A 21,718-nucleotide genomic window follows, 5' to 3' on the forward strand; every position below is an offset into this window, starting at 1 on the left:
CCCACCCGCTTTGCGCTAACGACGACGCGCTCGGAGCTTGCCGGCGAACACCCGGAAGCCCCAGGTGTTATAAGCCAGCGTCAGCGGCACCACGGCTGCGAAGCCGATCAGCATGAACAGCTGGGTGGATCTTGAGGCGCTGGCCTCGACAAGGGTCAGCGCCGGCGGAACTGCCAAGGGGAAGAGCGCGATCAGCATGAGCGTGAACGCGAAGCAGATGACGCCCAGGGCAAACGACAACGGCAACCAATCCCGCGTCCTGCCCCAGGCCAGGGAAAATCCCGCGAGTAGCACTGCCAAGGCCGCACCGGCCGTAAGCACGACCCAGCCCTGGCTCAGCCGCTGCCAGTAGCGTGCATCCAGCGCCATGGTCAGGAGCAGCACAGCGACCAGCACCAGTACGGCAACCCCGCATAACAGCCGAGCCTGGTGCTTTGCGCGCACTTGCAGTGTTCCTTCAGTTCGCCAGTACAGCCAGCAAGCGCCCAGCCACAGATAGCTGACAACCAGCGCCAACGCGCAAAACAAAGGAAAAGGCGCCAGCCATTCTTTGCCGTCGCCACTGTATTGACCCTGATAGTGTGGGACACCCTGGATCAACGTGCCCAACACCAGCCCCTGGCACAGCGTGGCAAGCAGCGAGCCACCCAGCGTTGCGGCATCCGACCAGCGTTTGCGGGTCAAGTGCTCACGAAACTCAAGGCCTGCTGCACGCAGGATCAAGCCCATGAACATCAACAGCAACGGCACATAAAGCGCTGGCAACAACACCGCGTAGGCTGTCGGGAATAGCGCCAGCAGCCCTCCACCGCCCAATACCAGCCAAGTCTCATTGGCATCCCAGATCGGCAGAATCGTGAGCACCAGCACCTCGCGCTCTTCGGCGCGACGATGAGCAGCCATGAGCATGCCAACACCCAGATCGGTACCATCGAGCAACACATAGACAAGCACCGAGAACGCCAGCGCTGCGGCGCTCAACAGGGTCAGCAGGTCGACACCCAGGAGGCTCATGGTTGTTCCCCGACTCGCGGCTCAGGGCCCGCCTCGTCCAGCGCGGGCGCCCGGCGCAGCACATGCAACAACAACCACAACCCGATACCGAAGGTGATCACGTAGAACGCCAGGATCGCCACCGTGGCAGCCAAAACGGTCGAGGTGGCCACCGGCGACACGCTGTCGGCCGTGCGCAACAGGCCATAAACGGTAAACGGTTGACGGCCGACTTCGGTCACTACCCAGCCACTGAGCATGGCTACAAAGCCCGCAGGCGCCAACCCTACACTGACGCATTGCAGCCACCGCGCACTCGTTAGCCGCCCACGCCAGCGCACCACCAAGCCAGCAATGCCCTGCATGACCATCAGCAACCCCAGGCCAACCATGATGCGAAAGGCAAAGAACACTACCGGCACCGGTGGCAGGTCTTCGCGTGCAAATTCATCGAGCGCGGCGATCGTGCCAACAAGGTCGTGAGTCAGGTACAGCGACCCCACCCGCGGGATGGCCACTTCAAGGCGGTTTTGCTGCAACGCCATGTCAGGCACGGCGAACAGCCTCATCGGCTCACCGGCACCTTTCGCCGGGCGGTGCCAAGAGCCCTCGATGGCCGCGACCTTGATCGGTTGCGTCTCGAGCGTGTGCTGTCCATGCAGGTCGCCTATCGCCACCTGCAAGGGCGCCAGCACTGCAATGGCCCACAGCGCCATCGAATACTGCTGCCGTGCGCGCTGGTTTGAAGGCGCGCGCAGCAGTTGCCAACCGCCCGCTCCCGCAACCATTGTGGCGGTACCCAGCAACGCAGCCACCAGCATATGCGCCAGACGGTAAGGAAATGACGGATTGAAGATGATCGCCCACCAGTCTTCGGCGACGAAGCGGCCGTGGGCATCGATCGAGTAGCCTGCGGGGGTCTGCATCCATGAGTTGGCACTGAGGATCCAGAAAGCGCTGACCAATGCCCCGACAGCCACTGCGCAGGTGGCCATGAAGTGCAGCCTCGGACCGACCTTGTTGAGGCCGAACAGCATGACCCCAAGGAATCCCGCCTCCAGGAAAAACGCTACCAGTACTTCATAGAACATCAAGGGCCCGATCACCTCCCCGGCCGCCGAGGACAACCCCGACCAGTTGAGCCCGAACTGATACTCCATCACCAGCCCCGATGCGGTACCGACAGCCACCGTCAACGCAAACACCTTCAGCCAGAAACGGTAGATGGCCATCAGCTGCTGATCACGACGGTACAACCACAGTGCTTCAAGCACCATCAACCACTGGGCCAGGCCAATGCTGAACGCCGCCAGGACGATATGAAAGCTGATAGTGATGGCGAACTGAAGCCGCGCAGCCAGAAGCGCTGTCGCCGCACCGCCGAACTCAACCAAGCGGATATTCCGCTGGCAAGCCGCTTTGCGGATCAGCCGCCAACGACTGCGCGCGGTCCAGCGTAACCGGAACCGACCTGGCCGCAGGCACCTTGACGTGCTCGGCGCGGTGCCAGAGCGTCTTCAACGGGTTGCTTTGCGGGTAGTAACCCGCTGCGCAGCCTTCGCGAATGTCGTACGCACCGAAGATCACGCTGCTGGCGCCCCGCACATCAGAGAGATGAATGATCAACATGAGCGGCATACGACCAACTTCGAATTACACAGTGTCCTAGGCCATCTTCATCGCTTCCCGCCGTTGATCTGTAGCCAGACGCCTAGCTCTACCAACACCCCAGGCCAGAGCCCGAGTCATCGATTCGCCCGGGCGGGAATCGAACGCTTCTTCATGCAAAGCCATTCCACAGCCAGCATACACTCCGATGAACATTTGCGTCTGGCCGGTGCGTGAGAGCCTGACCTGGACATCAATCGTGGTGCCGTCATCGAGCTCCTCGTCATGGATACGATGATGAAGCACTGGATCCGCCCAATTCCAAAACACGTCACCTCGAATACGCATGCCGCCCTCCTACGACTTTAGTCTGATGCGGAAACCTCACCATAGCAAAGCCAAGAGGCAGTTCAATGACTTAGGCTCTGCGAATACAGGCATCAGACAACCGGTCTAATTTTTGATACAAACAAATTTTCTTGTACAACTTTGCAACTTTCATCAGGCGGTCAGAGCAGGCAGCCGCGTTGCCAAGAGGCCGGCTGCTGCGGACGTCAGCAATTGAGGTGTAAGCTTTTCGCGAAGCACCCATTTACACGCGACGATTTCATGGTCGGCAACAGGCTTCTCATTTTCGTGGAATCGGGTGGTGAAGATGTGATGCACAACTGAATCCACTTTGATTGAACACAGAGACAGCAGGCCATACCCTTCAATCGATGTCTCTTCACGTAGCTCTCTTGCTGCAGCTGTATGAGGGCTCTCACCAGGCTCAATCGAACCACCTGGGAAATTCCATTTGCCGCCTTTCTTCCGGACAAGCAGTACCCTGCCGCTTCGCAGGCAGATTATCGTTGCCCTGGATTTGATTCTGCCTTTTCGTTTGTCCCGCATACATGCACTCGTATCATCACCCATCAACACCCAGCCTCTCGCGATACAGAGTAATGGGCTTCTTCCCTGAAGACGTTTCCTGCTGCGACTCGTTCAATTTCATGGGCGTTTCAGCCGTCAATTTGCCTCGGATCAGCAGAGCGCGGCACTGCAGCAAATCCCGGTAGCGCGGTAACCGCCGGTCGGTGTATGGTCTAGAGAGCGTGAAATTTGTCCGGCATGTGAACTGGGCCGGATCCTGACCGTTTAAGCCTCTAAGGACATTTGTAAATGACCAAGGCGGACTCGATTCGAATAACGGCACAGCTGAACGCTTGCAGCCAGGCTATGACATCGCTGAGAGCCTATGAAAGGGGGCTATCAGACAGCTGTTGCACGGATCTTGAGAAACTGCGCATAAGTGCGCAGTCCAGTTCAATGCCTTGAAAGCGTTGGACGACGCCGAAAGACCCGGTGACCCAACCGCCGCCGGGTGGGCTTGGTTACTGGAAAGATAGAAGTGAAATCAAGCGGATTTCGGCTCTGAGAACAGCGGTCGGTTTATCTGAGAATAACGACCGCTGTTGACATTCAGTGAGCGGAAGAGCTACCGAAACTGACTCACTTCAGGCTGATGATCAGTCGCCACCCTCCTGCCGGCCACACGTCAGGACAATGCGCTTTTACACAACGACTCGATAGTTCCGACCAGGTCGCCATACTGCACGGGCTTGGTGAGGTGTCGGTCGAACTGCATGTCCTTCGCCACGCCATAACCGCTCAATGCAATCGCAGGCGTGTACTTATGAACCTTGCCGGCCCTAAGGGCACTTATCAGTTCATGCCCATCCATCTCCGGCATTCCGATGTCGGTAAGAATGACATCGAAGCGCTCCTGGAGTGAATGCTCAAGCGCCTGGGCAGGATCGCTGTAGCTCTTGACCTGGGCACTCTCCATTTCAAGCAGCATGCGCATCACATCCAGGACTGCTGGCGAGTCATCGACCAGCAAAACTTTGAGACCCTTCAGTCGCCCTTGGGACTCGCCGGCTTCATCCCCATCCTTCGGCTCTTTAATCAGCTCCTGAGAGAGTGGCAGCGAGACACTGAACGTACAGCCATGACCGATCCCCGCAGATCGGGCAACGACGGAGCCCCCATGCGCCTGGACCAGCTGGCGAACCAGCGACAGGCCGATACCCAGGCCGTCTCGCTGGTGGGTGGCATGCTTGGGTTTGGCCTGCTTGAACAGGTCGAATACGTTTTCAAGTTCGGCAGTAGGCAATCCGACACCGTTGTCGATGATATCGATGTGGGCGTGCTTGTCCGCCTTGCTGAGCACAATACGTACCTTGGCCGCTTCACCGCTGAACTTCAGCGCATTTTGCAGAAGGTTCCAGATCACCTGTTCCAGGCGGGTCGGGTCGCCGTCGATAATCATCGCCGGCACTTCCGCGCTCGGTTTCTCTAGGGTGATCTCTGCGTTGGGATACTCGTCGATAACGATTGAGTGGATTTCATTCAGCATGGCACCGATGTCGAGCAGGCGGGTCTTCAACTTCAGCTTGCCCGTACGAATGCGCGCCACATCGAGCAGGTCATCAATAATACGGGCCTGGCTGGTAACAGCCTCGCCGATGGCGCCGACCGCCTTGCTGGCGTTCTCGGTGTTGCGAACGGAAGGGAGCCTTCGAAGAATTTCTGCGTTCAGTTGAATCAGGTTAAGCGGGTGCTTGAGCTCATGGGACATGACGGCAAAGAACTCATCCTTCATGTGGATCGTGCTCTGTGTCTCGGCAAGCTTTCTGCTCTGCTCATCGTGCAGCCGTTTATGCCCCGTCAGGTCACGAGCAATTTTCACGTACCCCAGAGCACTTTCAGCTCGGAGCAAGGCGATTTCTCCGCTGCAGAAGAACCGGCTACCGTCCTTGCGCACGTGCCAGCGCTCATCCTCTCCGCGCCCATGCTCACGGGCATTGCGCATCTCGTTCTGGGCAACACCCGCGCTACGATCTTCAGCGGAGAAAATCAGCTCGTAGGAGGAACCGATAACCTCTTCAGCGGTGTAGCCAAAGATCAGCTGAGCGCCGGTGTTCCAGTCCGTGATCTTGCCGTGTTCATCCAGGATGATGATGGCGAAATCGTGGGTGCTTTCGGCGACCAGGCGCATGCGTTCCTGGCCCAGGCGCAGATCTTCTTCGGCCTCACGCCGCTTGGTGATATCGATGAAGGTCAGCACCGTACCATCGATATGGTCTTCGCTGGAGCGGTACGGCAGGAGCCGGGCAATGTACCAGCGGCCTTCGGCGCTGCTGACTTCCCGCTCCAGCATGGTCAGCGATTCATACACGGACGACGCGTCTTCGGCCAATTCTGGATAATTGAAGCGATGGGTGATATCCAGCAGCGAGCGCCCGGTATCCACCGGCAGCATGCTGAAAATGTCCTTGGCGCGCGGTGTGAACCAGCGGATATGCATGTTGCGGTCAACGAACACCGTGGCGATATCCGTGGAGGCAATGAGGTTCGCCAGGTAGTCGTTGATCTTGTCGGTTTCTTCGACCTTGGTCTTGAGCTCGTAATTGACCGTGAGCAGCTCTTCGTTGATCGACTGAAGTTCTTCCTTGCTGGTTTCCAGCTCTTCCGTCGCGGAGCGCAACTCCTCGTTGATGGCCTGCATTTCTTCGTTGGACGCCTTCAGCTCCTCGCTCGAAACCTCCGATTGCTCGATGGTTTCCTGCAGGTGGGTCTTGGTTCGCTGCAGCTCGTTTTCCAGACTGGCCAGCACCTTGTTCTCGGTTTGCAAATCCAGGTCGAGCAGATCGGCGCCGGGTTCGATGGACGTGACGTTGAACACGATTGTACGCACATCCTGATCGGTGGCTTCGTCTTTGAAGGGACGCGCCGTGATATCGACCAGGTAGTCGCCTTCAGGATCGTTCACCCGGATCTTGCGGGACAGCGTGGCTTTACCACTTTGCTGGGCCTGGTACAGCGTGGTGCGAAGCTCCAGGCGCAACTGCGGCATGATCAGCACCAGTACGTTTCGTCCCACTTCCCCAGTAACGTAACGCAGGAATCTGCCAGCACCCTCGTTCATGTGCAGGATGTCGCCATTGGGATCGACAATCATGCTCGGCGGCATCTGCTCAGCCATCGCCCGCTGATGGATATCGGCATAGGAAAATTTACGCGTAGGCGGCAGCATGGGTGGCGGCGCGGCAAGACTGGACAGCGCAAAGCCACCCCGGGGCATAGAAGGCGCCCGGCGATTGATGTTGGCGCCCGCTCGTGCACGGAAAATCCGGTTACGCTTGTCGACCGGCGTGAACAGGTCCGGGCAGGCATCAGCAGACTCGGACGAGCCCATGAAAAGATAACCGCCCGGCTTGAGGGCAAAGTGGACCATCTGCAACATTTCTCGCTGGATGTCCCGATCCAGGTAGATCAGCAGGTTGCGGCAGACAATGAGGTCGATCTGAGAGAATGGCGGGTCGGACAATAGGCTGTGTTTGGCAAACAAGACCTTTTCGCGGACTTCCTTGCGGACGCGGTAGTGCTCACCTTCCTTGAGGAAATACTGCCGCAGACGCGTGGGTGGCACGTCGGTGATGATCGCTTCCGGGTAAGCGCCAGCCCGGCCTACCGCAATGGCACGCTCATCAATGTCCGTGGCAAAAACCTGGATTTTGACCGGGTTGGCCTCAAGCTTCTGGTGCTCGGTACACAGGATCGTCAGGCTATACGCCTCCTCGCCTGTCGAGCATCCAGCAGACCAGATGCGCACCTCATCGGGGCGAGCTTCGTCATCGCCTGTTGACATCAGAGGGCCCAGCACGTGGCGCTCAAGCGCCTCGAAGGCTTCTCGGTCGCGGAAGAAGTTGGTCACTCCAATCAGCATGTCCCCCAGCAACTGCTTGGCTTCATCGGGCGAGTTCTCCAGGTACTGGTAGTACGCAGGAAGATCGGGTTGAGCCGTTACCTGCATGCGCCGCTCGATACGGCGCAGCACCGTCGCCCGCTTGTAGTGCTTGAAATCATGCCCGGTGCGGGTTCGCAAGAGCAGCAGGATATCCAGTAGAACCCGCGGCAACCTCACGCTCTAGCTCTGGAGAGGACGAGGCGACTTTCATATCATGAGGTGCCGGGATTTTGATGGCTCTGGTATTGCGCCATATCTCGAGAAGTTTGTGAGGGATTTCTGCTACAGGTAAGACGGCGTCGACCATACCCGTTGCTATCGCTGCCAAAGGCATCCCATCGAATTCTGCGTCGTCGGGACTTTGCACGATGGTGATCCCACCCTGCTCTTTAATACGAGAAAGACCCACGGCCCCGTCGCTACCCGTGCCGGTGAGCACAAGACAAAATGCGAATTCCTTGTGAACATCTGCCAGATCACGGAAGAAAAGATCGATGGCGACGTGGCTTCCCGCCGGACGATTAGCAGGTGTGACCTTCAGATAGCCATCATTCATGGCCAATTGACTAGCAGGAGAGATGACATAAACCCGATTTTGCTCGATGGGAGCGGTATCGGTTACCTGCATGACGGGCATGTCTGTGCAAGCCTGGAGGATCTTGTCAGCTACGCTTTCATGATCAGGTGATAGATGCAGGATGATGACAAAGGCCATACCGCTATCACTGGGCATTTGCTCGAAAAATGTTTTCAACGCGGCGAGACCGCCCGCCGACGCACCTATACCCACCACCGGGAAACGCAGATGGCTAGGGAGGATGCCCTCTCGCTCCGGCAGAGAGGTGGGAACTTTAGTTGTCGGTTTCATTATGATATCAAGATCTTGTCTGAGCTGATAGGGTGAGTGGCTGGGTCGAGGAGTGATGCTCCTGGAGGCTTCACCCGCCAGCAAAATGGTCAATTTTGGCGCGTAATCCGTAACGAAAATGCGCTGATCATGAATGCCATCATCCTGATCATAAATAACGTCTTCTCGAAGTATAGCGTTTACCTTCGCACTGCCGAGACTCCCTTCGTGCTCCGATCCGTACTATACAACGCTTAGAACTGCAGGTCCTAAGCGTTTCGACGCCCGCAATTCCTTGCTCGTCGCCACACCTCGTTCATTCCTGTTTCGAAAACAGCCTTCCCCTCCTCAAGCGTCACCACTGAAGCTGTTGTTTTGAACTTTGCATGGCATGGAAGCTTCCCCTGCATACCCCCACGTTTTTTGTGACGCAGGAGCGAGGAGCATGAGAGCACTGACTTACCACGGAGCAAACGACGTCAGGGTCGATAACGTCCCTGATCCCATCATCGAGCGAGAAGACGACATCATCCTCAAGGTGACTGCCACCGCCATTTGCGGCTCCGATTTGCACCTCTATCGAGGCAAAATTCCAGAAACCGAAGCGGGCGATATCTTTGGCCATGAGTTCATGGGTATCGTGGAAGACACCGGGAGTGCAGTCACCAATCTCCAGGTCGGTGACCGCGTAGTGATCCCTTTTGTGATCGCTTGTGGTAGCTGCTTCTTTTGCCAGCGCGACCTTTTCGCTGCCTGCGAAACCACCAACACGGGGCGGGGCTCGATCATCAACAAGAAAGGGATTCCCCCGGGCGCCGCGCTGTTCGGGTACAGCCATCTCTATGGTGGTATTCCTGGTGGCCAGGCTGACTACGTAAGGGTTCCCAAGGGTAACGTCGGCCCGTTCAAAGTGCCCACCGAGTTGGCCGATGACAAGGTACTGTTTCTCTCGGACATTCTGCCGACCGCTTGGCAGGCAGTCATCAACGCCGAGATCGGCCCAGGTTCAACGTTGGCGGTCTACGGCGCCGGACCAGTAGGCTTGCTGAGTGCCGCCTGTGCGCGAATGCTCGGTGCGCAGACCATTTTCATGGTCGATGACAGCGATTACCGCCTGGCGTATGCCCAGCAAGCTTACGATGTTGTACCCATCAACTTCGAGCGGGACGATGATCCCGCAGACAGCATCATCCGTCAGACACCAGGCATGCGCGGTGTGGATGCGGTGATCGACGCTGTCGGCTTCGAGGCCAAGGGCAGCACTGCCGAAACGGTGATGACGGCGCTGAAAATTGAAGGCAGCAGTGGCAAGGCGTTGCGCCAGAGCATTGCGGCCGTGCGGCGTGGCGGCGTCGTGAGTGTCCCCGGTGTGTACGCGGGCTTCATTCACGGCTTCATGTTCGGCGACGCGTTCGACAAGGGTCTTACCTTCAAGATGGGCCAGACCCATGTCCAGAAATACCTGCCTGAACTACTGGAACACATTGAAGCAGGCCGTCTACAACCGGAATTGATCGTCACTCACCGCCTGGCCCTCGAAGAAGCGGCCATGGGCTACAAGATGTTCGATCAGAAGCAGGACAACTGCCGCAAGGTCATCCTCGTGCCAGGCGCAGCACCCGGCACCTTGGGACCTGACTACGTATAGAGGAAGCAAAGTCATGAACGGGCTCGCCAGCTACTTCTGGATTGCCGTGGCGGCAATCCTTTTACTCATCGATCTGTGGGCCATCGTCAGCGTTTTCAGAAGCGACAAGTCAGATGCAGTCAAAGCGGCCTGGGCCCTGCTGATCGTCGCGCTACCGCTGGTTGGCCTGGGTATCTGGGGTGTTGCTGGCCCGCGGGGTATCAAGCGAGGTACGGGGCCCACTTCTGACGAGCACAGCAAAGGTTGATATTTCCGAGCTCCACTTTCAGGGGTTTCAACATGATCGATCAAGCGACAGGCATGAAATCAGGCGAACGCTATCGCGTGGAGAACGTGGAGCGCGCTCATCAGTTTCCAGGCTTCTTCCAAGACGGAAAGTATTATCTCGGCCCTGAACTTCTCACCGCCGTGGGCTGGCTTGAAGGTACGCGCTTCATCTACGACAGCCTGGATGCCGCAGGTGAACCCGTTTTTCCAAACCGGGTGGCAGGCACGATAGAAGGCCTGACGATGACCCTGGTCGATGGCACCACCCTTGAGCTCTCACGGATCGAGGCCAGCGACACCATTGTTCCGATTGCCCCCGGTGCATCGGGTACGGAACAAGAAGCGCCTGACAGTGGCGCTTGGATAAATTGCGCTCCAAAAGCCGAAGCATCATCAGGCAACCTCTTTGAGCCTCCAAGTGGCAGGAAGGGTATCGACGGAGGCAGGAGGAAGCCAAAAGACATAACGCCGCTGCTGATCGTCGCAGCGGCGCTGGGAATTTTTGTGGGTTTTACACTCACACACTCACGACGCGGGGATAGATAGGGAAGGTCTGCTTTCAGAGGAATGAGCGTGGTTTCGTTGCGAGATCACGTTCGCCCCCTACTCTGCTGACGAGTTCGTGGGATTAACCGGACGATAGTCCTCCCCTGCTACCGCTCTCAGGTAAGCAGCGTCAGCCTCCAGGCGAAGATCGCGCCATTCCTGCCAGCAGATAATCCCTCGACGATCCATCTCATCGGCCTGGCGAAGTAGTTCCTCGTGATAGTCGTCAGGCGAGTCCATTCTCAAGGCCCTGCTTTCCAGCACACAGTACCAGGCTGCCAAACAGTTGAGCTTCAGCAATTGGGCGGCGGAGAGGTTTTTCTCGAATGTTCGCATCTGGAGGCCTCACACTCTGATGGAGGGTTGAGTCACGAAGATTGCAGAGGCTCAGTAGAGCGGTGTCAACGGCGTTGATTGTGCTCTGCACGACTGGATGCAAGCTTGATCCTTCCCAAACGTTCGCGAGCAAAGCTTAAGGGCGCCACAGGCGCCTGCGCCGGTTCTTTCGCGCAACCCGTCGGCCTTGGCCAAAACCCAAGGAGTAAACACCCCGCTCCGCGACGTCCGAGTTGAACACAGACTTTCCTGTGTGACGACATGAGGTGAAAGATCATGGCTAACAACCCAACCAATCGTGGCCATCAAGGTGGTACTGCTCAGAACAATCCTGGCAATTTTGCCAATGATCGCGAAAAAGCGTCGGAGGCAGGTCGCAAAGGCGGGCAGAGTTCAGGTGGCAATTTTGCCAACGACCGTGAGCGTGCTTCAGAGGCTGGCCGTAAAGGTGGCCAAAACAGCCACGGCGGCGGGCGCGGTAGCGAAAACCGCTAACTGGCGGTGATCAAGCGCCAGGGCAAGAGCTGCCCTGGCGCTTTTCTACTGAACGGCCATCAGGAAACCCTCTCCTTCCACGCTTCGTATCTGGCAAGAAGCGGCTGGACACTCAACCCATGCAGCAGAATGCTCAACGCCACCGCTGACAGCACCAGGTTGGTGCTCTGCGCGGCCAAAGTGGGAAGCAGCCCATGATTGAGGGCATAGAACAGGTAGTAGAAGCTGCCAATACCTCGGATACCAAACCACCCTAAAAGCCCGCGATGGCGAATATCCAGCATTCCTCGAGCGGGGAACAGCAGGATGCTGATGGGGCGAATGACAAAAAACAAAGCACCGGCAACCAGCACTGCCTGCCAGTCCCAATGCTCAATGAGCACTACCCCTAGCAGGGTCACCAGAAACACTTCCATTGCCCGTTCGATCAGGCTACCGAAAGCCAACATGTCACCCAACATGATCCCCGCTGCAACCTGCGAGTCGTCGAGCCCTTTCACATCGCCTTTGACGGCTAGCTCCGGCGCCACGTCCTGGTGACCTACCACAGGCTGTACCAGATGTTCAGCAGCCGGTTCTTCTGGGCTATTGGCGGTCTGAACCTCCGCCTGCCTTAAACCGAGGCCCGCAGCGAATACCGCGAGAAACCCATAGGACTGTATCGACTCGGCGCTCACGTATGCCAACGCAATCAGCGCAAGGGCCAGATAGTCATTGGGCGAGACGGTGCTGTCGTCGTTGCGCAGACGCAAGAACAGTGTGAGCTTGCCCAGGCCGCGCCCGTCCAGTAGCCAAGCAACAGGCCTGCGGTTACTGCCCACAGCATGTCCTTCAGCAGCCAGTCACTGAACCAGGCCTGGTCATTGTCCTGTTGCAGGAGCAGCCCGAGAATGACGAAGGGAAACGCCACGCCGTCGTTGAGCCCTGCCTCACCCGACAAGCTGAAACGCACAATATCATCGTCCTGGGCATCAACCACCTGCACCAAGGTTGCGAGCACGGGGTCAGTGGGTGCGAGGATCGCCCCGATCAGTAGCGAAATGCCCCACCCCAGGTTCAAGCCGTAATGCAGCACCAGCGTTACCCCTGCGATGCAGATCAACATCACCGGCCCCGCCAGAAAAAAGGCGCTGCACCAACGGCGGTTGTGCAAGGGCAGGCGCAATTTCAAGCCACTAAAGAACAGCGAAAACAACACCGCAACCTCTGTGAGGTGCTCCATCCACCCGCTCGACTGGCTCAAGTCCAGTTGAAGAATACCCAGCCCCGATGTACCCAGCCCGATACCCAGGGCAAGACACACTACAGACGAGGTCACAGGGATCCAGCGCAGGTAGGAGGATGAGAGTGCGAGCAGCAGCAAGACTGCGCCCAGCATGGCGAACCAGACGATGAAGGTCATTTCCGCAGACGCCCAGGGAAAGTTTCCGAGTATTTTTTGACTTTTCGGCACGCCACGTCGTTCCGCTGCGCTTGGTGGGTTCAGCCAATACCTGAGGTAAACGTAAAAAAGATTTTCAGCGCTCCGCTGCGGTCAAACTGCGCTAGAGACCTTGCTGGTCGAGCGGCGGGAGAGTTGAAGGTACATTTGCAGGGGGAAGCGCCTGGACAATAGCTTGAGCGAGCTCGTCTATCGACCACGGTTTGAAGAGGTAGGTAACGGGAGGTGTGACCTGAGAAGCATCAAGCTGGTGGCCAGAGGTCAGAATGGCGGGTAGTCCAGACCACCTTTCGTGGGCCATGGAGATGAACTCCATACCTTTGATGCTTCCCGGAACACCATGGTCGACAACGATCAACGAGCAGCCGCTCTTGAGTCCCATCAAATGAATCAAGGCATCTTCTGAGTTATCGAACCCATCGCAGATGGCGCCCAACTCGACCAGGATGTCCACCAGGAGGGTCTGTAGCGTTGGATCGTCCTCTACTACAATTACCGTCTTACCTGACAACGACAAACCCTCGATGCCGAGCTTCATCACCTTCTCCATCCCATGGTTGGATTTTCGAGTATTTCACTCATCCGCACATGCGTCGATGAGGGCTAAAGGCCACCCATGCTCAATGGCCTTCCAACTTCTTCAATTGGGCCAAGCCTTCACGCATGAAAATCTCCACGGTCTTTGGCCCTACGCCCTCGAAACTCAGTAGCCAGCGCTTGAATCCCTCAGCATTTGATCCTTGCTGCATTACCTCAAGTTGAGCAGCCAGTTCCACTTCTACCTTGTTGCCACGATCATGCAGTCGTCGGGCAGTGGATTCATCATAGCGCCCATAGCCAGCCTGACCGAGGAGTCTGACCAGTGCCGAATGAGAAGTCTGGGCAAGCTTAAGCGGCGTATCCAGACCCTCCTGATCAACAAGAACCCGGTACGCCTCCACTGCTACGGTGGATCGGATGCGCTTGCCCATGAGAAAGCTGGCCAGCAACCATCTGAACACGCCAAGGGCATCCGTGACCTCAATGCCGAGGTCACAGGCGGTTATAGTCTTCAACCTTTACTACGACGCGAGTCAGCAGATCGCTAAATGGATTCGCCATCATTCTGGATGTCTTCCTCTGCCTCTGCTGCCTCCGTGGCATCCGCGTCATTCAAAGGTGGCGACGTGGGCTTTTGGGGATCATTGATGAAGGGCACATCGCTGGGCCCTTTTTCTTCGGAGCCTTCGGTTTTCGGCTGCATGGCAATACCTCAAAGCAGATGGATCGGGGCGCGGGGCTTCAAGTACCCGCAGCAACGCCCGAGAACTTTTTGACGTCGATAGGTTGCGCTACGAATTCCGGGCCATCGCCGGCGAGCCGCCACTTCACATTGGCGATGCCGTAGCGCTCGGCCATCGGTCGACTGACCAGCTTGATTTTCTGCTGACTCAATCTCGGGATGATGCCAACGCCGGCATCGCAGCTGGCCCAGTGCCAAGCCACGGCGTTGTCCATTTTTTCCAGGCGGATGATGAACGTCCGATGCTTACCGTGCAGGTCATACTCGATTACGTACAATTGAAGTGATGGCACAAGATCCGCTCCTTGGTTGATACGCTATTGAGCGATTCCTGGAAGAGATAATTCCATCGGATTGGCAGGATGATCTGCAGCCAACCCATGCCCGAGCAGTCAGGCGAGTTGGATGTACACCGAGTAGCTACCCAGGAGCACCCAGAACACTAGAAAGATCCACGGTGTGCGCAGCGAAAACAGCAGTGATTTGCGATGACCTGCACGCGATGTCTCAGCCTCACAAAACAACGGCGACTCGTCGTAGGCCAACCCCATCAACGGCTCGCTGCGCAGCAGGTGACTTTGCTTGAGCTGCCAGTGATCGATGATGTTGTATGCCGCCCGGATGCCAGGCCAAGCGTTGAGTGAGCTCAGTACCCCGAGCAAGGCGAGGAACGCCGGTACGATCAGGGTGAACATCTCGCCCCATCCTTGATTCAGATTTCCCATTGAGGAGACGAAGGCGATGACCAGAAATGACTGCGCCGCCAGGTAGGCATCGGTGCGGTTGGCCAGGATGCTGGTTTCGTACTGGATTTCACGCCGGTAAAAATCCAGACGCTCCTTGGGAGAGCCAAACATCCTGGCATTGTGCTCGCTGATCTCGTGTTCGGGGGTCGCTGGGGTAATGATTCGAGGCACTCGCTACTCCGGGAGTTGGGCCCCGAGCGACGACATGAGCCTGGAGCTGAGTCCGGTAGAACAGGCGATGGGGCATGGAATTCAGCTGGATTGATATCCCGCACCGCTCGTCGTACCAACTGCAGATTGAAATCAACACGAGGTGGCCAGGCCTTTCGAATCGGTATGAACGTTCTCAACTGCAGGAGCTTCTACCATGCGCGACTTCCCTACCCCGCCCTTCCCTTCGCAACCTCAAAATGTACCAGGCTCACAGCGCAAGATGGAGCCCTATCCGGATTGTGGTGAGCAGTCGTATACCGGCCACAATCGACTCGAAGGCAAGATTGCACTTATCACCGGAGCAGACAGCGGTATCGGGCGGGCAGTCGCGATTGCCTATGCCCGCGAAGGGGCCGACGTCGCCATCGCTTATCTGAATGAGCATGAAGATGCGCAAGAAACCGCGCGCTGGGTTGAGTCTGCAGGCCGTCAATGCCTGTTGTTGCCCGGAGACCTGGCGCAGAAACAGCACTGCTACGACATCGTCGAAAAAACCGTTAGCCAGTTCGGGCGTATCGACATCCTGGTCAACAACGCGGCGTTCCAGATGTCCCACGAGACCCTGGAAGAAATCGACGATGACGAATGGGTGAAGACGTTCGATACCAACATCACCGCGATCTTCAGGATTTGCCAGGCAGCACTGCCTTCCATGCCCAAGGGCAGTTCGATCATCAATACCAGCTCGGTCAATTCCGACGATCCATCCCCCAGCCTGCTGGCCTATGCCACGACCAAAGGGGCCATTGCCAACTTCACTGCTGGCCTGGCTCAGTTGCTAGGCAAGAAAGGCATCAGGGTCAACAGCGTCGCGCCAGGCCCGATCTGGACGCCTTTGATTCCGGCAACCATGCCGGACGAGGCCGTCAAGAACTTTGGTTCCAGCTACCCGATGGGGCGCCCGGGGCAACCGGTCGAGGTCGCGCCAATCTATGTGCTGCTGGGCTCCGACGAAGCCAGTTACATCAGTGGCTCACGTTACGCAGTGACTGGCGGCAAACCGATCCTTTAGCGAAAAGAGGCTCGCCTTGATGGCGAGCCTCCTTTTTGGGTGGCGGTTTCAGCGTTTGTGCTGATCGTGATCACGAGCCGTTTTCTGCGCTGTCGAGTCATGGGCTGTACCGGTGGATCCATCCGGACGATGAGCATCGTTGTCTCGCTCCTCCTCCCCATGCGGCCTCGTCTGCGCCGCTGGCTTTTGCGTCTGGGTCTCTTTTTTCATGCTTTTTCCTCCCTTCGCATTTAAACAAAGGAAGCCAATCTACGGGACAAAGTTCAGGTCAGTGTCACTTCAGGAGATGGGCGGGCAACAGGGGCGATGAACCAATTACCTCAGGACCGCGTCCACTGCAAAACAAGCGAATAGACTCTGAAATGGAAAACGACCCTGTACTGGCCGCCCTCGGCTATCTCAAAAACAACAAATTGATTTTGACCACAGCGGAATCGTGCACTGCGGGCTGCCTTGTGGCTTTGTTGGCGGCCGTACCTGGTACAGGAGAGGTGCTGGAAAGCGGCTACGTCGTCTACTCACCTGGCGCCAAGAAACGCCTGCTGAGGGTCAGCCCCGAAACCATCGAACGATACGGCCTGACCAGCGAAGCAGTAGCCTGGGAAATGGCCTTGGGCGCCTTGAGAGACAGCGATGCGAATGTGGTGATCGCCACCACCGGGGTAGCCGGGCCGGCGCCCGAATCCGGGATACCACCGGGGACGATGTGCTTTGCCTGGGCTTTCGCCGGCGAGCCAATAGCCGTTTTCACGCGCACTCAGCGTTTCTTCGGCGAGCGGTCTGAAGTCATGCGCCAAGGCGCCCTGTTCGGATTGGCCCGGCTCTCCCACTATCACCAGCGCTGGTTACGCGGTGAGCGCGCCTGAGGGGGTGGTCATGTCGGAAGATGAACTGATATCCAGGCATCAACCTGTTCAAGAAGACATGCCGATGCAGCAGCGCGTCTGGCGCTTTGAGCGCGTGGGGTGGTACGTGCTCGTGGCCATCGTATTGCTTGCCTTGGCAGGCCTGTTCGGTAATGGCCCGTTGAGCGATGCCCAGGTGGTAAGCCAGGATGGCCGGGTACGGGTCGAGTACCAGCGCCTCAGCCGAAGCGGCACGACAGACAGTCTTTTCATCACGGTTCAGGGCATCCCTGGTCAGCCGGTGGAGGTGCAACTCGAGGGATCATTGCTCCGTGACGCCAGTATCGAGACGTTACAACCGGAGCCACAACGGTCGCTGTCGCACGGCCAGGCCATGCTGTTCCAGTTGGGTACCAGGCAAGATGGCGTGGCCACCTTGTACCTGACCCTTCGAAGTGAGCACGTAGGCACTCTGGAGGGCAACGTCAGGGCTGGCCCTGAAAGCGCCGTTCACTTCTCCACATTCCTTTACCCCTAGGAGTGCGTCATGGATTCGATCCTCCGCGCAGCCGGGATGTACGTTGCCCTCATGCTGCTGTTTCGCGTAGCCGGGCGGCGCTCGCTGGCTGATTTGACGACCTTCGACTTCGTGTTGTTGCTGATCATCGGAGAAGCCACCCAGCAAGCGCTTCTGGGCGACGATTTTTCATTCACCAATGCCATGCTGGTAATTACCACGCTGATCGTTCTGGACGTCGGCCTTTCGCTCGCGAAGCTCAACTCCAAGTCTTTGGCCAGGTTTCTGGATGGGCACGCTACCCTGGTTGTCGAGAATGGGCGCTTTCTGCATCGCCGCATGCGTCGGGCACGCCTCACGGAGGACGATATCCTTGAGTCAGCGCGGGACAGCCAGGGCATTGAGCACATTGAGCAGGTCAAGTTCGCCATCGTCGAACGCAATGGAAAGATTTCGATCATTCCTGCCGAATGAGGCCTGGGGGCAACAGTAAAGCAACGACTACCGCCTCGCACACACACGCGATGATGCCAGCCATCGTAAGCATTGAACCGTGTCACTCCGTGCGTACTCAACCACGAGCAAGTGCTAGCTGATTCCGTGATGAGGTAACGCCAATGAACGCTATCGACTTACTGATCCAAGACCACAAGCTGGTGAAAAAGCTGCTCGAAGAGCTGTCGACCACTACGGAGCGAGCGGTAAAGAAACGGGCTGAGTTACTCCACAAAATTGAGCAGGAGCTACAGATTCACACCGCGCTCGAAGAAGAAATTCTCTATCCGGCCATCAAGGAAGCGGGTGGCAAGGAAGAAGCGAAGATGTACTACGAGGCCAAGGAAGAACACCGGACTGTCGACGCCCTCGTCCTGCCCGACCTTATGCATACCGAAACCGGCACCGTCGAATTCGCCGGGCGGGTCAAGGTCATGAAAGAGTTGTTGGAGCATCACATCGAGGAAGAAGAAGGCGATCTCTTCCCCACCGCGAAGAAACTGCTCAGCAAGGACACCCTCGAGGAGCTTGGGCAAACCATGGAAATGCAGAAAAAGATCCTCGAGGGCGAGCAGCGAGCGACTTAAGCAAGTGAGCACCTGCCAGCGCCCTGAACGCTGGCAGGTGATCAGCTTCAGATTCCCCATCATCAGTTGGAAGGTTTCATGGAATATTGGATTGGGTTACTTGAATGGCCTGCCATGGTGATGACCGTGGTGGCAGCCTGGTGCATCGGTTCGGGCCGTCCGGGCAGAAGGAAGACAGGATTCTGCTGTTTCATCGCAAGCAACGTGCTGTGGGCCGTGTGGGGCTGGCAAGCACATGCCTGGGCACTGATAATCCTGCAGTTCTGCCTCTGCGCGATGAATTTGCGGGGGTGGCGGAAGAACACGCAACTGGAAATTGCCGGGTGATAACGCTCTGACAAGCAGGTGGCCCAGCGATGCTGCCCGTATTCGTCTATCTACGGCGCCTTTCGCCCACCACCGGTCGTCAGTTCCATCGACCTCCATGCCAGCTCACCGGTCAACCCTGGGAGACTTCGACCGCGACGGTGAATCAATGGACGTGCTTGCTGACAATGATATGTCGACCCGTAGTCACGTGGTGGGGCAACTCATCATGGTGTTCTCCTTGATCTTGTTGTTAGCCCTGTTGCTGGGGCTGTTCTCCCTCTACCGCCTCGCCGGGGCGCTCGACGTCCAACAAATGGAGCAAAGCCGTTTTCATGCTGATTCGGCTATCAAACAACTGCAGAAGAGCGACAGGACGTTCCTGCTGACCCACACTGATTGGCAGGCCGCCTATGATCACCTGGGGAGGCAGGTCGACACGCATTGGGCATACATCGAGGACAACGTAGGCGCCACGCTCTTCACCGCCGATGGGTATGAGGGAGTATACGTGCTCGATGATGAGGGTACCCGCTACGCCATGCTGGAAGGTCAGCTCAGCCAGCAGGGGCTTGAGCAGCTCACCTCCAGTGCTGACAAGATCTTGCACCTTGCTCGCCAAGCCGCCCAGCATGACCAGGCGACTTCAGGATATATCGTATTTCGTGGCCTGCCGGCGTTGTACAGCGCTGCACTGATACGTCCACAGGCCCAACCCCACCACCTGCCGAAACCCACAGCAGTGATGGTGTTCATTCGCGTTCTCTCACCGAAGGTGCTGTTGGTGCTGGGCGAGTTGGCGGGGTTGTCCGGCGTGGCTGTAAGCGATTCGACCGAGCAGCGTAAAGGGCGTGGTGTTCTCGCCCTCCAAGGCATCGGTCTCGCCCTGAGCTGGGATTTACCGCAGCCTGGCACCCAATTGATCAAGACAGTAATTACGCCCCTCGCTATCGCCGTGCTCCTGATTGCGCTGACCATTGCACTGTTTGCACGCTATGCGATGCGGGCCAGCACGAGGATCGATCGTAGCCACCATGCGCTCATGACATCCAGGGCTGCCCTGCAATCGAGCGAAGAGCGCTTCAAGGCTGTGGCCGAAGCCGCATCGGACTGGATCTGGGAAACGGATGTGCTCCTACGGCTAACCTACCTGTCGGACCGTTTTAGCGAACTTACCGGGCATCCTGTAGAAGTATGGCAACAGCGCCCGATTACCGAGCTGCTGTCGTGTGATACCAGCCATTTCCAGACCTGGCTTCATAGTCTGGCTGCGACAAGCTCTTCCGGTACCCTACGCTGCCAGTATCAGGATCATCTGGGCCAACAGCGTATTTGCAGAATCGCTTCCCGCGCAATCGTGGATCAGAGCGTCTGTACCGGGTTTCGTGGCACTTGTAGCGACATCACCGACGAAGTAGCCGCACATGCCCAGATTCAGCATCTCTCTTTGCACGATGCCCTTACCGGGCTGCCGAATCGCAATAAGCTGTTTCGGTTCCTCGAACAAACCATGAGTAGCACTGGGCCACTCCAGGTAGCGCTGCTGATACTGGATCTTGATAATTTCAAGCCGATCAACGACAGCCTTGGGCATCCGGCAGGCGATGCGGTGTTGCTCGAGGTGGCCGGCCGCCTTGGTCAGGTTACCCGCGACAGTGACCTGGTTGCCCGCTTGGGAGGCGACGAGTTCATCGTCGTAGTGACCCGGCCAGGGGATCGCAAGGACATGGACCGATTCTGCATCCGCTTGATCGAGGCAATCAGACGACCCATGCAGGTCGAGGGGCATAGTGTTCAAGTGGGTGTGAGTCTTGGTGTCGTGATGTCGGCCGAATATCCCGGTACGCCAACCGATTTGATCCGCTACGCTGACGTGGCTCTTTACAGCGCCAAGCAGGCGGGCAAAAACACCTGGCGCTTTTTTTCAGCGCAACTGAATGCAGCATTGATGGACAAGCGTGTCCTGGAAAGCGAACTACGCGATGGCATACCACGTGGCGAGCTTGTGCTGCACTTCCAGCCGCGCTTCAAGGTCGACGGGGTGTCGCTCGCATCGGCTGAGGCCCTCGTGCGTTGGCGACACCCACGCCTGGGCCTGCTACACCCGGATAGGTTCATCCCGCTGGCCGAAGAGTCTGACCTGATCGTGCTGCTTGGCAACTGGGTGTTACAGGAAGCCTGCAATAAGGCGCGCGGCTGGCCACAGGCGGTAATCGTATCGGTAAACATGTCGCCGGCCCAGTTCAGCCGCAGCGATGTAGTTCGCGACGTCGGCGACGCATTGCGCACCACCGGCCTGCCGGCCCATCGACTGGAACTGGAAATCACTGAAAACGTCATGCTCAACGACGTTGAAGGCGCTCTGCATACCATGCATGCACTGAAGGAGCTGGGCGTGCGCCTGAACATGGACGACTTTGGGACCGGTTACTCCTCTCTGGGTTACCTGCGTACCTACCCGTTCGACAGCATCAAGATTGACAAGCGCTTCGTTCAGCATCTGGGTAAGAGCGGCAGCGACCGCAGCGTGGTCCAGGCCATCATCAATCTTGGCAACGCAATGGGTATGACGGTAACTGCCGAAGGTGTCGAGACCGCAGAGCAACTGGCCCTCCTTAGCGATGACCAATGCCATGAAGTGCAAGGTTTTCTGCTCAGCAAACCGCTGGAAAACGAAGCGCTGATAGGAATGATGAGGGAGCAGATCTCATGAGCGAATTCACGTCTCGGAGAACGCGA

20 protein-coding genes and 4 pseudogenes are annotated in these 21,718 nt (G+C 57.5%); 11 read left to right on the top strand and 13 right to left on the bottom strand.

Annotated features, from left to right (window positions below):
- Positions 1-15: 15 nt before the first annotated feature.
- From cydB to E8E78_RS16130, 6 genes and pseudogenes are all read right to left on the bottom strand, one after another.
- The gene (gene cydB, locus E8E78_RS16105) at positions 16-981 is read right to left on the bottom strand and encodes a cytochrome d ubiquinol oxidase subunit II (protein WP_240979211.1); all 966 of its coding nucleotides are present in this window, start codon (positions 979-981) and stop codon (positions 16-18) included.
- Positions 982-1,010: 29 nt separating this feature from the next.
- Positions 1,011-2,387, bottom strand: a complete 1,377-nt coding sequence (locus E8E78_RS16110; RefSeq protein WP_060494600.1) for a cytochrome ubiquinol oxidase subunit I — start codon at positions 2,385-2,387, stop codon at positions 1,011-1,013.
- A pseudogene (locus tag E8E78_RS16115) lies at positions 2,380-2,568 on the bottom strand (hypothetical protein); the annotation flags it as partial. The pseudogene E8E78_RS16115 and the gene E8E78_RS16110, both read right to left, overlap by 8 nt.
- Before the next feature lie 90 nt (positions 2,569-2,658).
- A complete protein-coding gene (locus tag E8E78_RS16120) occupies positions 2,659-2,949 on the bottom strand; it encodes a hypothetical protein (RefSeq protein WP_063425418.1) in 291 nt (96 codons plus the stop codon).
- 153 nt (positions 2,950-3,102) lie between these two features.
- On the bottom strand, positions 3,103-3,495 hold the full coding sequence (locus tag E8E78_RS16125; protein WP_081238041.1) for an NUDIX domain-containing protein: 393 nt from the start codon (positions 3,493-3,495) through the stop codon (positions 3,103-3,105).
- Positions 3,496-4,141: 646 nt separating this feature from the next.
- A pseudogene (locus E8E78_RS16130) lies at positions 4,142-8,264 on the bottom strand (CheR family methyltransferase).
- Positions 8,265-8,688: 424 nt separating this feature from the next.
- On the opposite strand from E8E78_RS16130, the gene E8E78_RS16135 reads away from it, so the two are divergent.
- The 3 genes and pseudogenes from E8E78_RS16135 to E8E78_RS29100 all read left to right on the top strand — a co-directional run.
- Positions 8,689-9,891 (top strand): zinc-dependent alcohol dehydrogenase, encoded by a 1,203-nt coding sequence (locus tag E8E78_RS16135; RefSeq protein ID WP_060494693.1) that lies wholly within the window; start codon positions 8,689-8,691, stop codon positions 9,889-9,891.
- Positions 9,892-9,904: 13 nt separating this feature from the next.
- On the top strand, positions 9,905-10,138 hold the full coding sequence (locus E8E78_RS16140) for a PLD nuclease N-terminal domain-containing protein (RefSeq protein ID WP_014859183.1): 234 nt from the start codon (positions 9,905-9,907) through the stop codon (positions 10,136-10,138).
- Between the two features lie 32 nt (positions 10,139-10,170).
- A pseudogene (locus tag E8E78_RS29100) lies at positions 10,171-10,449 on the top strand (short-chain dehydrogenase); the annotation flags it as partial.
- Between the two features lie 312 nt (positions 10,450-10,761).
- Here the strand turns inward: E8E78_RS29100 and E8E78_RS16150 are convergent.
- Positions 10,762-11,040, bottom strand: coding sequence for a hypothetical protein (locus E8E78_RS16150; RefSeq protein WP_060494691.1), 279 nt, complete (start codon positions 11,038-11,040; stop codon positions 10,762-10,764).
- Positions 11,041-11,316: 276 nt separating this feature from the next.
- On the opposite strand from E8E78_RS16150, the gene E8E78_RS16155 reads away from it, so the two are divergent.
- Entirely contained in the window at positions 11,317-11,535 is a 219-nt protein-coding gene (locus E8E78_RS16155; RefSeq protein WP_060494690.1) for a general stress protein, read from the top strand.
- A gap of 59 nt (positions 11,536-11,594) precedes the next feature.
- Here the strand turns inward: E8E78_RS16155 and E8E78_RS16160 are convergent.
- The 6 genes and pseudogenes from E8E78_RS16160 to E8E78_RS16185 form a co-directional block, all read right to left on the bottom strand.
- Positions 11,595-12,937, bottom strand: a pseudogene (locus E8E78_RS16160) (cation:proton antiporter).
- 142 nt (positions 12,938-13,079) lie between these two features.
- A complete protein-coding gene (locus E8E78_RS16165) occupies positions 13,080-13,514 on the bottom strand; it encodes a response regulator (protein ID WP_280311662.1) in 435 nt (144 codons plus the stop codon).
- An 82-nt stretch (positions 13,515-13,596) separates the two neighbouring features.
- Positions 13,597-14,031 carry a hypothetical protein gene (locus tag E8E78_RS16170; protein ID WP_060494711.1) on the bottom strand — a complete coding sequence of 145 codons (435 nt, stop codon included), beginning with the start codon at positions 14,029-14,031 and terminating at the stop codon, positions 13,597-13,599.
- Positions 14,032-14,060: 29 nt separating this feature from the next.
- Entirely contained in the window at positions 14,061-14,219 is a 159-nt protein-coding gene (locus tag E8E78_RS16175; RefSeq protein WP_169725122.1) for a hypothetical protein, read from the bottom strand.
- Between the two features lie 38 nt (positions 14,220-14,257).
- Entirely contained in the window at positions 14,258-14,551 is a 294-nt protein-coding gene (locus tag E8E78_RS16180; RefSeq protein WP_060494710.1) for a DUF6555 family protein, read from the bottom strand.
- Positions 14,552-14,650: 99 nt separating this feature from the next.
- Positions 14,651-15,175, bottom strand: coding sequence for a hypothetical protein (locus tag E8E78_RS16185; RefSeq protein ID WP_004573937.1), 525 nt, complete (start codon positions 15,173-15,175; stop codon positions 14,651-14,653).
- A 196-nt stretch (positions 15,176-15,371) separates the two neighbouring features.
- Here E8E78_RS16185 and E8E78_RS16190 point away from each other — a divergent pair, with 196 nt between their 5' ends.
- The 7 genes from E8E78_RS16190 (at position 15,372) to E8E78_RS16220 (ending at position 21,692) form a co-directional block, all read left to right on the top strand.
- Positions 15,372-16,229, top strand: a complete 858-nt coding sequence (locus E8E78_RS16190) for a glucose 1-dehydrogenase (RefSeq protein ID WP_054881852.1) — start codon at positions 15,372-15,374, stop codon at positions 16,227-16,229.
- A gap of 362 nt (positions 16,230-16,591) precedes the next feature.
- Positions 16,592-17,095: a CinA family protein gene (locus tag E8E78_RS16195; protein WP_060494709.1), complete on the top strand. Its 504-nt coding sequence runs from the start codon at positions 16,592-16,594 to the stop codon at positions 17,093-17,095.
- A 10-nt stretch (positions 17,096-17,105) separates the two neighbouring features.
- The gene (locus E8E78_RS16200) at positions 17,106-17,612 is read left to right on the top strand and encodes a hypothetical protein (RefSeq protein WP_060494713.1); all 507 of its coding nucleotides are present in this window, start codon (positions 17,106-17,108) and stop codon (positions 17,610-17,612) included.
- A gap of 9 nt (positions 17,613-17,621) precedes the next feature.
- A complete protein-coding gene (locus E8E78_RS16205) occupies positions 17,622-18,065 on the top strand; it encodes a YetF domain-containing protein (protein WP_060494708.1) in 444 nt (147 codons plus the stop codon).
- Positions 18,066-18,208: 143 nt separating this feature from the next.
- Positions 18,209-18,673 (top strand): hemerythrin domain-containing protein, encoded by a 465-nt coding sequence (locus tag E8E78_RS16210; RefSeq protein WP_280311663.1) that lies wholly within the window; start codon positions 18,209-18,211, stop codon positions 18,671-18,673.
- Positions 18,674-18,751: 78 nt separating this feature from the next.
- Positions 18,752-19,000: a hypothetical protein gene (locus E8E78_RS16215; protein WP_060492552.1), complete on the top strand. Its 249-nt coding sequence runs from the start codon at positions 18,752-18,754 to the stop codon at positions 18,998-19,000.
- A gap of 148 nt (positions 19,001-19,148) precedes the next feature.
- Positions 19,149-21,692, top strand: a complete 2,544-nt coding sequence (locus E8E78_RS16220; RefSeq protein ID WP_060492551.1) for an EAL domain-containing protein — start codon at positions 19,149-19,151, stop codon at positions 21,690-21,692.
- Positions 21,693-21,718 lie beyond the last annotated feature (26 nt).

The sequence above is a fragment of the Pseudomonas sp. BN505 genome, assembly GCF_029873175.1.
Taxonomy (GTDB): domain Bacteria; phylum Pseudomonadota; class Gammaproteobacteria; order Pseudomonadales; family Pseudomonadaceae; genus Aquipseudomonas; species Aquipseudomonas putida.

What these genes read in the sequence shown, in the direction of transcription:
- E8E78_RS16120 (WP_063425418.1), bottom strand. Translation starts at nt 2,949, where the DNA reads ATGCGTATTCGAGGTGACGTGTTTTGGAATTGGGCGGATCCAGTGCTT.
- E8E78_RS16125 (WP_081238041.1), bottom strand. Translation starts at nt 3,495, where the DNA reads ATGCGGGACAAACGAAAAGGCAGAATCAAATCCAGGGCAACGATAATC.
- E8E78_RS16135 (WP_060494693.1), top strand. Translation starts at nt 8,689, where the DNA reads ATGAGAGCACTGACTTACCACGGAGCAAACGACGTCAGGGTCGATAAC.
- E8E78_RS16140 (WP_014859183.1), top strand. Translation starts at nt 9,905, where the DNA reads ATGAACGGGCTCGCCAGCTACTTCTGGATTGCCGTGGCGGCAATCCTT.
- E8E78_RS16150 (WP_060494691.1), bottom strand. Translation starts at nt 11,040, where the DNA reads ATGCGAACATTCGAGAAAAACCTCTCCGCCGCCCAATTGCTGAAGCTC.
- E8E78_RS16155 (WP_060494690.1), top strand. Translation starts at nt 11,317, where the DNA reads ATGGCTAACAACCCAACCAATCGTGGCCATCAAGGTGGTACTGCTCAG.
- E8E78_RS16165 (WP_280311662.1), bottom strand. Translation starts at nt 13,514, where the DNA reads ATGAAGCTCGGCATCGAGGGTTTGTCGTTGTCAGGTAAGACGGTAATT.
- E8E78_RS16175 (WP_169725122.1), bottom strand. Translation starts at nt 14,219, where the DNA reads ATGCAGCCGAAAACCGAAGGCTCCGAAGAAAAAGGGCCCAGCGATGTG.
- E8E78_RS16190 (WP_054881852.1), top strand. Translation starts at nt 15,372, where the DNA reads ATGCGCGACTTCCCTACCCCGCCCTTCCCTTCGCAACCTCAAAATGTA.
- E8E78_RS16195 (WP_060494709.1), top strand. Translation starts at nt 16,592, where the DNA reads ATGGAAAACGACCCTGTACTGGCCGCCCTCGGCTATCTCAAAAACAAC.
- E8E78_RS16200 (WP_060494713.1), top strand. Translation starts at nt 17,106, where the DNA reads ATGTCGGAAGATGAACTGATATCCAGGCATCAACCTGTTCAAGAAGAC.
- E8E78_RS16205 (WP_060494708.1), top strand. Translation starts at nt 17,622, where the DNA reads ATGGATTCGATCCTCCGCGCAGCCGGGATGTACGTTGCCCTCATGCTG.
- E8E78_RS16210 (WP_280311663.1), top strand. Translation starts at nt 18,209, where the DNA reads ATGAACGCTATCGACTTACTGATCCAAGACCACAAGCTGGTGAAAAAG.
- E8E78_RS16215 (WP_060492552.1), top strand. Translation starts at nt 18,752, where the DNA reads ATGGAATATTGGATTGGGTTACTTGAATGGCCTGCCATGGTGATGACC.
- E8E78_RS16220 (WP_060492551.1), top strand. Translation starts at nt 19,149, where the DNA reads ATGGACGTGCTTGCTGACAATGATATGTCGACCCGTAGTCACGTGGTG.